14 protein-coding genes are annotated in these 13966 nt (G+C 33.6%); 4 read left to right on the top strand and 10 right to left on the bottom strand.

Annotated features, from left to right (window positions below; translation table 11 throughout):
* Positions 1–37: 37 nt before the first annotated feature.
* From ACIQXW_RS16495 to ACIQXW_RS16470, 6 genes are all read right to left on the bottom strand, one after another.
* Positions 38–1066: a hypothetical protein gene (locus ACIQXW_RS16495; RefSeq protein WP_402763935.1), complete on the bottom strand. Its 1029-nt coding sequence runs from the start codon at positions 1064–1066 to the stop codon at positions 38–40.
* A gap of 59 nt (positions 1067–1125) precedes the next feature.
* Positions 1126–2178, bottom strand: coding sequence for an ankyrin repeat domain-containing protein (locus ACIQXW_RS16490; RefSeq protein WP_402763932.1), 1053 nt, complete (start codon positions 2176–2178; stop codon positions 1126–1128).
* A gap of 382 nt (positions 2179–2560) precedes the next feature.
* A complete protein-coding gene (locus ACIQXW_RS16485) occupies positions 2561–2941 on the bottom strand; it encodes an Imm10 family immunity protein (RefSeq protein WP_402763929.1) in 381 nt (126 codons plus the stop codon).
* Between the two features lie 103 nt (positions 2942–3044).
* On the bottom strand, positions 3045–3353 hold the full coding sequence (locus ACIQXW_RS16480; RefSeq protein WP_402763927.1) for a hypothetical protein: 309 nt from the start codon (positions 3351–3353) through the stop codon (positions 3045–3047).
* Positions 3354–3387: 34 nt separating this feature from the next.
* Positions 3388–3795: a DUF6508 domain-containing protein gene (locus tag ACIQXW_RS16475; protein WP_402763924.1), complete on the bottom strand. Its 408-nt coding sequence runs from the start codon at positions 3793–3795 to the stop codon at positions 3388–3390.
* A 307-nt stretch (positions 3796–4102) separates the two neighbouring features.
* Positions 4103–4666: a flavodoxin family protein gene (locus ACIQXW_RS16470; RefSeq protein ID WP_402763922.1), complete on the bottom strand. Its 564-nt coding sequence runs from the start codon at positions 4664–4666 to the stop codon at positions 4103–4105.
* Between the two features lie 117 nt (positions 4667–4783).
* Between ACIQXW_RS16470 and ACIQXW_RS16465 the strand changes: the two genes are divergently transcribed.
* Complete coding sequence (locus ACIQXW_RS16465) at positions 4784–5686, top strand: LysR family transcriptional regulator (protein WP_402763919.1); 903 nt, start codon at positions 4784–4786, stop codon at positions 5684–5686.
* 205 nt (positions 5687–5891) lie between these two features.
* A complete protein-coding gene (locus ACIQXW_RS16460; RefSeq protein ID WP_402763916.1) occupies positions 5892–6383 on the top strand; it encodes a hypothetical protein in 492 nt (163 codons plus the stop codon).
* A gap of 422 nt (positions 6384–6805) precedes the next feature.
* Here ACIQXW_RS16460 and ACIQXW_RS16455 read toward each other — a convergent pair whose 3' ends face one another.
* The 3 genes from ACIQXW_RS16455 to ACIQXW_RS16445 form a co-directional block, all read right to left on the bottom strand.
* Positions 6806–7849 (bottom strand): zinc-dependent alcohol dehydrogenase family protein, encoded by a 1044-nt coding sequence (locus ACIQXW_RS16455; RefSeq protein WP_402763913.1) that lies wholly within the window; start codon positions 7847–7849, stop codon positions 6806–6808.
* Positions 7850–8053: 204 nt separating this feature from the next.
* Positions 8054–8731, bottom strand: a complete 678-nt coding sequence (locus ACIQXW_RS16450; protein ID WP_402763910.1) for a DDE-type integrase/transposase/recombinase — start codon at positions 8729–8731, stop codon at positions 8054–8056.
* 50 nt (positions 8732–8781) lie between these two features.
* Complete coding sequence (locus tag ACIQXW_RS16445; protein ID WP_402763908.1) at positions 8782–9042, bottom strand: transposase; 261 nt, start codon at positions 9040–9042, stop codon at positions 8782–8784.
* Positions 9043–9418: 376 nt separating this feature from the next.
* Between ACIQXW_RS16445 and ACIQXW_RS16440 the strand changes: the two genes are divergently transcribed.
* The gene (locus ACIQXW_RS16440) at positions 9419–10186 is read left to right on the top strand and encodes an ABC transporter ATP-binding protein (RefSeq protein WP_402763905.1); all 768 of its coding nucleotides are present in this window, start codon (positions 9419–9421) and stop codon (positions 10184–10186) included.
* Positions 10173–12095: an ABC transporter permease gene (locus ACIQXW_RS16435; protein WP_402763902.1), complete on the top strand. Its 1923-nt coding sequence runs from the start codon at positions 10173–10175 to the stop codon at positions 12093–12095. Before ACIQXW_RS16440 ends, ACIQXW_RS16435 begins: the two co-directional genes overlap by 14 nt.
* A 690-nt stretch (positions 12096–12785) precedes the next feature.
* Here the strand turns inward: ACIQXW_RS16435 and ACIQXW_RS16430 are convergent.
* On the bottom strand, positions 12786–13370 hold the full coding sequence (locus ACIQXW_RS16430) for a hypothetical protein (RefSeq protein ID WP_401022209.1): 585 nt from the start codon (positions 13368–13370) through the stop codon (positions 12786–12788).
* Positions 13371–13966: the final 596 nt, after the last annotated feature.

The following is a 13966-nucleotide window of genomic DNA, read 5'->3' as shown; positions in this document are numbered from 1 at the left end:
ATTTCGCGAATTATACTTCTTCGATTTTTTAATGATATTATCGGGTGTCGGCTTGTTCTGCTAAATCTTCTAATACCAATATTAAAATATCCATGCTCTCGTTTTTAATATCACCATTCAAATACGCTTTAATATATGGGATAACTTGCCCTCCAAGCTCCACTAGCTGTTTATAGGCTTCAAAGTCTGTTCGCCAAAAGCTTTTCATGCTGCCTTCGCCAAACTCTCCTCCTTCTATAACATTAACCCAATGCTTTACCTGCTGACCCAGGGGAAGCTGATGTATTGCATCGACAGCAGTCCGAAATTCCAAATCTTTATTTTTCAAGTCAGGCATTGCTTTATACAATTGGTCTTCGTGCACACATTTCCTTATGAGTTGGCTTAGTGTTAAATAATCACCACCAACGCCATCCGCTGCTGATACGTAGGCAATGAAGTCCTCCGTTCGATTCAATTGTTTTAGGTCGTTCTGCAATCGATGAATAACATCAATGGCGATTAAGAATAGCTCCGAATCTATTATCGTCTTCTCAAATATATAGTTCTCCGCATTGCTTAAATACTCAGGCGTTTCTTGGCTAATGCAACTAAAAACTTGGAGATAGCTTTCAAGGCATTCAGGCATCTCTTCAAACATAAAGGGATAATCGCCTTCACTAAACTTATATGAACTATATACCTGTTCTCTAGTTTGATTATAAATTTCGTCACCAGTTTTAATATACTTTTCTTGATAATGTGCGTAGCAATCAGTAACACTTTCGTCAAGAGAGGCTCGATTATTCATGTACACTAAATAACTACCGTTATAGCTATCAGTATAGATAGAGAAGGTATACACATCCTCGTTACTTCCTTCTTCAATATAATTAGATATTGCAGATTTGCAGAAATCGTAAAGCGCATTCTCAATAGCGCTTCTACTAATGAATATCCCTTCTTGTGGACTAAATGTCGAGATTTCCTGAATGGTTTGATCTGTTGAGCATAGTAGAAACATACCTTTACCTTCCAATTCTCTTCTACCATTTATTAGCTTTCCGATATGGACATCATAACTCATTCTGAAATACATCCCCTTTTAATATGTTTTAGTGTTGTGCCATCGCCGTACTAAAGTTATCACTTATATTCGGGCTGTTGCAAAGTTATAGGATTCAAATTACTGAGTACCCAGCACACTGCCAGTTCACACAGCCTCGCTGGTTCATCACGACCATGTCCATTGCGAAGTGCTTTTATTAATGCTTCTGCCTCCTGAAGTGCAGCATCATTTAATGGTGTACCCATGCTAAAGTAATGGTTTAGACTACTAAGCATTTTACGATATTGATTATCCCAATTGATTGCGCCGTTATTTAAAATTTCGTATGATACTTTACCAGTAATACGGATAACCTCACCTTGTACGGTCTTCGCCTGTCCTTGTGACGGAATTAATAAACTCCAAAGTTCATTATGTTGTGCTTGCCATCCCTTTGTAGTTACTTCTATTGGAGAGACGCTATCGTGAGTATTTCGTTTCCCTACTGGAGGAACATCAAATAGCTCATATAGATGTAAAAGTCCCTCATCTGTTTGATTTAAGTAATCTTTATTAAAGCCCTCTCTATGAAATTCAAAGTCCGTTCCAATTCGTTTAATAGACTCTTTCATTTCCTGCGTTACTGTTACTCTAGCTTTAAGCAAAATATCGGCAACTTTCGCCATATTGACGATATCGATGTTTTTACATATTGCCAAAGCTTTTTCTAAGGGCGTCTGTTTCATCTTATTTTCTGCGCTACTATTTGCCCCGTTAGCAATCAGCGTGTGAACAGCATTTGGCTTAAAAGAAGCTGCAGCTGCGAATAAAGGTGTCTCATTTTGATAATCAAAGGCTTCTATATCTGCACCCAACTCAAGCAGCAATTCAATATTACCGCACCAACTTATTGCATGATTATGTAGAGCCGTTCTTCCATAACTATCACTAGCATTTATATCAGCACCTTGTTCCACGAGCCAGCGAACCAATTCATCGGGTATATTGAAAAAGCTCAAGGCTGTTGATTTGCTGTAACCGCCACGAGCATCTAAATCGCATTTCATAAATACCTCTTTTAATGCTGATATATCCCCTGCTTCAATTAGTTCATCAAAATTTTTCGGTAAGGTCTTTTTCTTCTTGCCCATCTTGTTTTCTCTCCTTACGTCTGATTTTTCATTTTACTTTATCACTAAATTTTACCACTTATTCATTTCTTGTCTATTTCCTGCACCCATAAGTATAGTGTCATACGAAGGTGCGAAGCTCTACCTTCAAGCCTCTACAAAGTTATAGTTTAGAATATATTTATAAGGAGAGATTTCTTATAAGAGGAAAAGGTGGGGAATACATGAAGCGTGGATATGGTTTATACGAAGGTCTCTGATTTTAACTTATGCCAACATAATACTTCTTCTTCAAATCAGTTAACTGCTAGTATAATTAATCGATATTTCAATGAGATTATTAATGATCTCTTTCATCGCTGTACCAATAAACGTCAATACATCTTCAATTGAAGGCTTAAATCTACTTAACCTCAATTATTATGTCTTGATTTACATTTAGCTTTTGAATGTGACTTATTAAGATTTTGAATTCTTTTTCATCTATATCATATTCAATATCAATGGAATCAGATACGCCAAGTGAACTTGCAGTATCTTTTGATAAAAAGATTGAAATAAACTTTCGACTAAGTATTATCCTTAATATTTCCCCATACGCTGATCTATTTTCACTATTAATCGTAATATGAACGTTATTTAAGATGAGTATGTCTTCAATCCATAATGACTTTTGAAATAGCACATATTCCTTTGTCTCAAATTCATCATCTGCAAATCCAATTAATACGGTCTCGTCGTCAATACTAAAATAAACAAATGATGCTTTTAGTAAAATTGACATTCAATTACCCCTCTCCCCCCGATAATGCCCTTTCAAAAAATGTTCCCGAAATATCCTATATATCCATTTTTAATTATCAAATCACAAATTCGACCTTCGATTTTTAGATAAATCCATCTTCGGGTTCACCAACTTCAAATCCTACCACTTTTGTCGCTTCCAATTTAAATCTTTCTATCCAAGAGCTCCAGTCATTATGATTCATCTGTGCATAAAATGATAACCCACTTGGTTCTACTGAGGCCATAATAAAAACATCATCCTCTTCTTGTCCGAACCAATAAGGAATACCATTTTTATACCCTATCCAACCTGGCATACTCTCATATATATTCGTTACCTTACCCCATACTTCGTCAGACAGGTAATACCATATATTTAAATTGCATTGTTGAGAGTCCCTGTTACTCATTTGTGTTCCTCCTATTGATTTAAACTTACTAACACTAATTATTATTACAATTCGCCATTAATTCTCTAAGTCTAGTTAGTATCTTAGTTACATGTCCATTTATTATTACGCCTTCGAATAGTCCTTCATTAAATCGATCTCCACGTATATAGCTTGTCATTAATTTTCGAAGAGTATCTAAATTTGCCTTCATAACATGCTCTTCTATATCGTTTGCTATATTCTTATAAATTTCATTTTCATTCAACCAACTCTTCCAATCAAATACAATGAGAAAATCTGTATTACATAATTCTTTGTGAAATGCTCGAAATTCTTCACCTTCAAGCATATACTTTTTTTCTTCGTTACTAATTGTTGCGTCTAGCTTTTGGAAAAAACTAAGAAATTTGACTAGTTTATTTAACTCTTCAAATTTTATTTCTGAAATTTGTGACATCATATTCACCTCATTTGCTATATATTTTCTCAAAATGCTACTTCATTTTTAAAAATTCACTTCGTAACAAGATTTTACCACTTAACATATCTTTCAGGCATCTGACAGTTATCCTCTCTATTTAAATTTGAATAATTGACTAACATCAGCTCAACTGCCATTATTTTGACTAAACTTACGAAGCCAAAGTTTACAGCAGTTTGAGCTATGAATCTGCCTAAATCATTTGAAATGGTAGTTCAAACTAAACTATCTACACTTTATTAAGAGTACTAATCCACTTTAAATGAAGTTTATATATTTGCTTCATTTACTCCCCTTCCTTATAAATCAGTGACTTTATATTTTCATTTAACAAAGCAGCTTGTGATAATGCGTATTTATCATCCATGATTTCGCCAGGTTTATTTGCTTCCCCAATAATATATGACCATAATGACATTTCTAAAAATTCAAATGTGTATTGAAACTGCTGAATAAGTGGTAAGCCCTTGATTCTCGGTTTATCACCACCTACGATTACGACGATTGTTCGTATTTTTTTTAATCGTTCTTTTAAATCAGGGAAACGATTATCTCGTATTGATTGGCTAAATCGATCAACCATGTTTTTCATTATTCCCGACATGCTGTACCAATATATTGGCGTTGCAAAAATTACAATGTCGCTATTTTGTAATTCCTCAATCACATTATCATAATCATCTTTAATTACTTGAAAACCATCTTTTGTATGACGTAAATCTTCAATTGGTCTAATATCTAAATCTTTTAAATAAATTTTTTTATGCGTAATATCTTTTAGTACTATATCTGTTAATAGCTCACTATTTCCGCCATTCCTTGAACTTCCAATAAAAGTTACAATTTTCATGTGTCATACCCCTATCTATCCTTATTTAATAATTGTAGTATATAATTACGTAACTTATCGATAAAGCTGAATAAACCGATTGAATCAATCGTAAATTTCGATTTAGAGGTGAAAAAGATGGAAATTAAACATTTACAAACATTCTTAACCGCAGCAAAGACGTTAAACTTTACTCAAACTGCCAAAATATTAGATTACGCACAGTCAAGTATTACCGCACAAATAAAATCATTAGAAGATGAGTTAGGAACAACATTATTTGAGCGATTAGGCAAACGAATATACCTTACAAAAGCAGGAATAGAATTAACACAATATGCCGAAAAAATAATTCAGCTTGACGAAGAAATGCGGTATGCAGTAACAGGTGATAGCGAATTAAACGCATTTTTAACAATAGGTGCTCAAGAAAGTCAATGCACATATCGACTACCGAGAATACTAAAGGCATTTAAACAGCTACATCCTCAAGTGGAACTAATCTTTAAACCAGTCCATGCGAGTGAAATTGCAAAGAACCTACTCCAAACTGATCATTTAGACTTGGCATTCATCACCGATACTCGAAAGATAATGTCAACACTCTATACTGAAACGTTACTAGAAGAGGATTTAGTGTTAGTTGTATCCCCAACCCATCATTTGAATCATACAGAAAAGCTAACATTAGAAGAAATAGCACAAGAAACGATATTATTAACTGAAAAAGGCTGTTCTTACCGAACACAATTTGAAAATAAGCTACAGCAAGAAGGGATATTTCCAAGGCATGTCATTGAATTTGTCAGTATAGAAGCTATAAAACAATGTGTTATAGCAGAATTAGGTATTTCTCTACTTCCTAAAATGGTAGTAGAAAAAGAGCTTATTAGTGGAACACTAATAGAACTACCAATCGCTTTAAACTTAAACCCAATTTATACAGAAATAGCTTGGCACAAAGATAAAAATATACCGCCTTACTTAAATGATTTTATTCAAATTGTTCGCCAAGAATATAAAAGCTTCTATAAAAAGTAGGTTAGATTCTAATTGCTCTGCTAGTTAAAAGTTCACTCAAAGTACCGTAATCATTTGAAATTACTAGAAAAAGATTCTGTTTAGTAATTAGATAGAGTTCTTAATAACCTTATTCACGAAAAGACGTGAAAAAAAGAAAAGAGGTGCTTGAAGCAACCTTGAAAAATAAGTTGTAACGACAAGCTCATGAATGGAGATGGGATATTTGGACGAAAAAAACGGATATTTGGAAACATATTTTAATACAAAGGATATTGCAAAACGCAATACTTTATTAAAGCAATTAGTCTTTGACTTGCCTGAGGATGGAAAGGACTTTTTCCTAAAAGCCTTTAAAAAAGAACGATATTTGGATATGCGGCTTATTGCCATTCGAGGATATGTTGCCTTTGCAAGCGAAGAAGAGGTTGCCCTTTTGATGAATAAGATGTTGGAAATCTTAAAGAAGCGTCCAGACAGTACACCATATAATTATCAGGAATATGAAATCTTAAGGTCAGCTTTTTTGTTACCCTACCTGCTAGAAAAATATCCTTATGACTGTTTTAAACAATTTAATGAACAGTTAGAGAATCAGTACAATGCCATGCCCAAAGTTTTCAAAGGCATTTTCACATGTGACGATAAAGGTGAACATATCCAATTAATACCCCCAGCAGTTGTACGAAAAAAGATTGAACATTTCCTGCATGGGTGAACAAAGGTACTAATAATTAGTGCTTCGAGCAATCTTTTTTGACATCCCGTTCGTATTATACACTATCACTTGATATCAGATTACTTCAATAGAAATTCCTTATTGCGCCTATAAGGTGCGTTAGGACTTGCATGGATGACTTATCTGCATCTATGCAAGTCCTTTTTAATTCGTTCTCACAACTGCCCATGTACGTGTCACCTTTTACTCCACTACCTACCGACGGCATACATGGTTTCATATTTTTATACACTTATATACGGTGTTTACTAAACTGTTATATCTAGCTTGAAATGCTAATTTAGAAGAATGCTTCTTTTTATATTTATTTAAGCACCCTTGTAGGCACCTTTTTTCTATACTTTTAATCCAAATTTACGGAGCTTGTTTCCCCACTGAGGACTTTTTATGTTAATTCTCGATTATTCAAAATCTATAATGATCTTTAATGCATTCTCTTTCGCGGCATTAGCGAATGTTTCGTATGCTTCAATCATTTTATCAAATTTGAAACGATGTGTTGCTAATCCCTCTGGCTTAACTTTCCCTGTTTCCAAAGTTTTAATTAGCATTGGCGTTGTACTTGTGGACACTAAGCCTGTGGAAATTGTAACGTTCCGAATCCATAAATCTTGTAATTGTAGATCGACAGGTTTGCCATGTACACCTACGTTTGCTAAACGTCCTCCAGGTGATAAAATACGTTGGCAAATATCGAATGTTGCAGGATAGCCCACCGCTTCGATCGCGACGTCCACGCCACGACCATCCGTAATGTCAAAAATTTTATCAATTGCAGCTTGTGCATCACGTGAATTGATTGTATCAGTCGCACCGAATTTCTTGGATTCTTCTAAACGGTTATCGTCGAGATCTATCATAATGATTTTAGAAGGAGAATAAAATTGCGAAGTTAATAATGCAGACATACCGATTGGGCCAGCACCTACAATGGCTACTACATCACCAGGTGAAACTTGACCATTTAATACACCAATCTCCAAACCTGTTGGTAAAATATCAGAAATCATGACAGCAGCATCATCTGAAATCCCTTTAGGTATGTGGTAAAGAGAATTATCTGCATGTGGTATATGAACATATTCTGCTTGAGTACCATTGATTAAGTGACCTAAAATCCAGCCACCGTCTTCACAATGTGCATATAATGATTTTTTACAATAATGACATTTACCACATGAAGTCACGCAAGAAATAATGACCCTATCGCCCACTTTGAAGTTTGATACGCCTGCGCCTACCTCTTCTACGATTCCGATACCTTCATGACCTAATATTGTCCCCTCTTTAACGGCAGGTACATCGCCGCCTAAAATGTGTAAGTCCGTACCACAAATTGTTGTTTTCACAAGACGAACGACTGCATCGCTGTCTTTCACTACACGTGGTTTTTCAACTTCACGCAATTCCTTTTTACCTGGTCCCGCAAATACTAATGCTTTCATTTAGAATGTCTCCTCTCTCAATAGATTTTGATTAGGCTTATAAAATCCTAATTCACCATAAATATAATTAATTTTTCAGAAAACGTCAATCGTTTGGACACTTTTAAATTAACTTTCATAACATCATATAAAGCCTAACAAAATAAGCTTCCTTACATGGCATCATATATACCAAGTAAGGAAGCTTTCATCTTCTCATTATGTTCATTTTAAATAGCGGATGGAAGCATGACCTCGCCGCAGTCGATTTTCCGTACCTGTTAAAAATGGCACAATTGCTTGTAAACATTCCTCATCATACAAATAATCTTTATAAACAATTGGTGGTAATAACAATTCTTTTTCTTTACTTGCTTCTTTGCAGTGCTCAATAAACGCTGGTTGCAGGCTTGTATACAATACAACTGGCATAGCAAATTGGGCATACGCTTTCTGTAGTGCCTCCACAACTAAGCTTTCATTCATTGATTGATCAAAGCTAAACCCTGTTAACTTCTTTGTATGTACATCTATAATAGATGCCATATAAACCCACCCTTGATGCCACGTTGGTACATAACTTATATTGACTACCCACTTTTCGTTCGCTCCTGTTGTTTCAAATCCCATATTTACTATTGGCTCCTGCACTTCTATTACTTGTGCTTCCTTAGCTTTTTTTAACACCCGCTGCACTTTCCGCAAACTCCCCTGAAAGCCTCGCTTTTTTAATCTGTCATATAGCTGTGCACCATTGTCAAGTTTTCCATCTTCAATAAAAATATGTTTAATTTCTTCTAATAATACCTCTGATGCTGACTTTGTAGGTACTGTTACATTTTTTTGCAATGCGCTGTAATAAGAGCTTTTCGGCAAGCCTAGTAGCTCACAAAGTACTTTCACAGCATATTTTTCACTTTCTCGTTCAATATAGTCAATTATATCTGTTTCAGCTATTTGGTTGCGAATATGGTTATAGCCTTTTTTAAAATATCAACCTCTTGCTTTAAGCGCTCGTTTTCTTTTTGCACGCTTAATACCTCTGCCTTTGTCATGTCCACCATCCCATCGACAGGTGTATATAGTTTAATCCATTTATAAATCGTCACTTCTGATATACCATATTCGCTTGATAATTTACTTACAGCGGTGCCGAGGCGATATTGTTTAACAATTTCTAATTTAAAATCTGGTGAATATTGTTTTTTCCCCACTGTGAGCCCCCTCATTTTCTATTTATCATAGTACCTAGTCATATTTATGTCTAGATAAAATAATGGCCACCGTTTAGTTTGTCTTCCATTTATTCTTATGATATTTTAATCCCTATTTTGGAAGCCGTATTTAAAATTAAAAACCGTCATTCTGAAGCTTATCGAAGGTTTTATTTAACCATACAGCAAACTAACTCCTCTTTCTCTTCAAACTGTGAATAATAAGCGAACTCTTTAACAATTTAAGGTTTTGTTAAGGTCGAATTAAGGTTTAACTAAAATGTATGTAATGTTGAAAGTGTATTCTAACTTTTGTAGACAAAAATTAGATAACAAATATGCAAAAACTATTAGTCTACAAGGAGAAAATACAATTATGAAAAAAATCTTACAAGCAAAAAATGTTCAGAAAGAATTCGGTTCTAAAGGTAATGTATATAGAGCATTACAAGATATTAACTTAGAAATTAATGAAGGTGAATTTGTAGGGATCATGGGCCCTTCTGGAGCTGGAAAATCTACTTTATTAAATATTTTTTCAACTATTGATATTCCATCATCAGGAGACATCATTATTGATGGTAAAAAAATTATGATGATGGACGATGAACAATTATCAGATTTCCGTCGCGATAAATTAGGATTTATTTTCCAAGATTACAATCTACTTGATACATTAACGGTGAAGGAAAATATTTTACTTCCGCTAGCACTTGCTAAAGTGCCAGAAAAAGAGATTGAAAAACGCGTCGATCATATTGCAGATTCATTTGGCATTCGTGAAATTTTAAATAAGTATCCGTATCATATTTCCGGTGGACAAAAGCAACGAGTCGCTGCATCCCGGGCAATTGTAGCAAATCCAAGCTTGATTTTAGCGGATGAACCAACAGGAGCCTTGGATTCAAAATCCGCAACTAATTTACTTGAAAGCCTCAGCATTTTAAATAAAAAAAATAATGCAACCATCATGATGGTGACACATGATGCATACGCTGCTAGCTTTTGCAAACGAGTGATATTTATTAATGACGGAAAACTTTACAAGGAACTTCATAAAGTAGAGAAAACACGTAAAGCATATTTCCAAGACGTATTAGATGTACTCGCTTCTCTCGGAGGTGGTCATAGTGACATTATTTAATATCGCTCAAAAAAATATGAAGAATAATTTCAGTAACTACTTTTTATATTTTGCATCCATGATTTTTAGTATAGTGATTTATTTTACATTCGTTTCTTTAAAATATGATAAAACAATCTTAGCTACTTCTGAAGGTTCACCAAAAATTAGCGCAGCGTTTAGTGCTGCGTCTGTTGTATTAATGATATTCGTAGCCATTTTTATTTGGTATTCAAATTCTTTTTTTACACGAAAACGAAAAAAAGAAGTTGCACTTTATTCGTTACTTGGTGTTCGTAAAAAACAAATTGGCAAGATGTTGTTTTACGAAAACTTTACATTAGGAATTATTGCACTTGCAATCGGAATAGCTCTTGGATCAATACTATCGAAGTACTTTATATCCCTATTAATGAAGGTAATGGGACATGATACCTTGGTGAACTTTTCAGTTTCCTTTGCAGCGATTGTTAACACAATCATTGTATTTATGATTATTACTTTATTCACATCATTTCAAGGATACAGAGTTATTTACCGTTTTAAACTAATTGATTTATTTCAGGCAGAAAAACAGGGTGAGCCAGAGCCGAAAGCATCGTTTTTCTTAGCATTATTGTCCATTCTTCTTATTGGTATAGGATACTGGATTGCTTTACAAAATTTAGTGACATCAAGTATTTGGAAAACGCTTGGTATGGCAATTACCCCTCTCATTATCTTAGCAACTGTCATCATAGGCACGTATCTCTTATTCAATTCAGTAACTGTTTATCTGTTAAAATTGGCTAAAAAAAATAAAAAGAGTTATTGGAACGGCATTAATATTATTGGGATATCACAGCTCTTATATCGAATTAAGGGCAACGCTCGAACTTTAACAATAATTGCAGTATTAAGTGCTACAACATTATCTGCAGTGGGAACGTCCTATAGCTCTTATTACAACAACAGACATAATACACAGATCGCAAATCCAAACAGTTTCATGTTTACTGTGACCGACAATACCGTATCTAATAAGGTAAAGGAAACGATTTCTAATGATATTGATCATCAGATTATGTACCATGAAACGATTCCTACAATTGAAGTAAATGTAGATACTACAAATTTGTATAATTATGGTGATATGCCCTATACGCTTATTTGTGCAAGTGATTTTAACAAATTAGCTAATAATCAGAATCGAAAGGATTCTCTTTCATTAAAAGGAAATCAGGCTACTGCCTTAGATGCGGCATACATGGAAGGCTATTCACCCAAATATATAGGTACTGAGGTGTCTTTTAAAGTCAATGAGTTTGAACAAAAAATAGCATTTACTGATTTAAAGAAATATAGCGTATTAAACTCCAATACCGTTTTTAATGTCATTGTAGTCAGTGACGAGTTATTTACTGAATTAGTAAAAGTAGCTCCCCCTCTGGACATGGAGGTTTATAAAATCAAAAATGAAGATGATGCAGAGAAATTAACAAAAGAAATAAAGTCCTTTTTACCTGACGAAGCTAAATTCTCAAATTTTTATTCAGATTACTCAAGTGGTTTAGAAACTTCAGGTTTAATGATTTTCATGAGTGGTTTTCTAGGGCTAGTTTTCTTAGCAGCAACAGGTAGTATCATTTACTTTAAGCAATTAACAGAAGCTACATCAGATAAAGGACGCTACGAAATTTTACTAAAAATTGGTGTAAAGAAAAAAGAAATTTACAAATCTATAGCCAAGCAAAATTTGTTTATTTTCGCTATACCATTACTTGCTGGAATTGCGCATAGTGCTGTTGCCTTAACAGCTTTATCAAACTTATTGCAAACCAATTTAGTCGTTCCTGTTGCTATATGTATTGGTGTATACACAGGTGTTTACATTATCTATTACTTTTTAACTGTAAAAACTTACTATAAAATAGTATTAAAAACTAAGTAAATTACTTGAATATTGAGTGAAAAAAATAATTTGCTTTTAATTGTTTTATAGTTTTCAAATTTTGTATAGTGTTGTTTTAATTGAGTGACTGTGCTGCTCCCTTACCTACAGAAAATGCTTTCTAAAACAATTCTTATGAAAAAGTAAGAGAGAAGAACTAAGCTTTGTAGGAACCTTGAAAAGAGAACAAATCAAAAGAGCACGTTTTGAAAAAAGATTAATCAAAACATGCTCTTATTTAGTATGCCAAATTAAATTCTATATAGAAAAATTTGATTATAATCCCTGTTGCATTTCAATCCGAAAGCATAGAAAGCATAGGATATTATGAATATTGGGTAGTCCTTAATTTTTTGATTTTCTTTTTAAAGAAAACCACCCATTAATTGAGTAGGAAAAAGAGTATCTGAATAGCTCAACACCTTTCCTCTAAGCATCCGTTAGTTAAACTATAATTCTTCACAAATTCTTCATTTCCAATAAGTAATGGATACCCTCATTTGTTAATTTTCTCCTATTGTTCAGTAAATCAGTTATTGCTCGTAGTTTCTTTCACAATCATTCTCTCCATCCAATCTGCAATAATTCTTATTTCTTAATTCTTATTTTCCTTATCATTATTATGACTTTACTTTAAGTCATAAAAAAACGCTCTCTATAGAATTCTATAGAGAGCGTTTAAAGTTAGTTTTAGATATTTCCTGATACCTTATACATATTTGGTAAAGCTCTAAGTGCATATGGACTGATAATCCCCATTCCACCTGGTTTATATCCTAAGTTTAATCCCGAACCGTAATAGTAACTCTGCCAAACTAACTTACTGCAGTATGTTTCTGATTTGTCTGCATAAGTTAATCCTGCAACAGAGAAGATTGAATATGGAGCTATGTAAGATGTATCAGTTCCATAATAACGAATAAAATCCATTGATTTTTGTCCAGCTTGTTGAGCCGCAGTTTGATTGGTATGTCTCCAAACCTCTGTAACTGGGTATCTAGTTTCCCATTGGGTTAAAGTTATTTTTTGTATTGGTTGATTTGGACCTGGAATATGTACAGCATACAAATTCCCATCAGCAGATCTACCTACTATTCCTGCATGGCCAGTAAACCCCCATGAACTTGTACTAGTAGTAAACAAAATATCGCCTTCTTTATAACTTGAAGCTTCAGCAGATACAGTTGAAAGCATAAATGCCAGAAATGCAAAGAAAAGAGCAACCAATAATAGCTTTATTTTACCTTTTGAATTATTTAGTTCTAAAATTCCCAATATTATCTCCTCCTATTATTAATTTGTAATTCGAATAATAGATTAATATAAATTTGCTACAGATTGAATAGATAATTATCATTAAATGATAATTTTCGTAGACTTATTTAGTTAACAAATTATGTATTTAACAAAAAGGTCATATTCCCTATCCATAAATGTGAAATAACACTAATTTACTGTAAAACTTCTATTAAATTAATTTAGTTAGTTTTAATAGTTTTAAAAAAATCAAGTATTCCTTCATCATTGGATTATTATGCATATATAGCCATTTAGTAATAATTGGATTTTTATATCCCCAAGGTTAGGATCTGAAATAATAACGGCCCGTAAATATAGTAGAGAGTTTGGATTCACACTGACTTCATTTTGACATAGATAAGTAATTGTCTTTTTTATCGTTACTATGCATAATTGTAGTAACGAGATATTATTTTTAGGATTAATACAAGTCCATCGACTAGCGGAGGTTGATGAGGTATATTATGTAAAGTAGCTACTTAACAATTCTTCTTAATACACATAAAAATAAACATTAAGATGTCCTAATAATGTAATTGAAGAGCATCGTTGTGATGTGGGAATTCAATAAT

It is taken from the genome of Lysinibacillus sp. NPDC097162, from assembly GCF_044762185.1.
Taxonomy (GTDB): domain Bacteria; phylum Bacillota; class Bacilli; order Bacillales_A; family Planococcaceae; genus Lysinibacillus.
The sequence above is the reverse complement of the archived record's forward strand: the minus strand, read 5'-3'. Positions and strand labels throughout refer to the sequence as shown.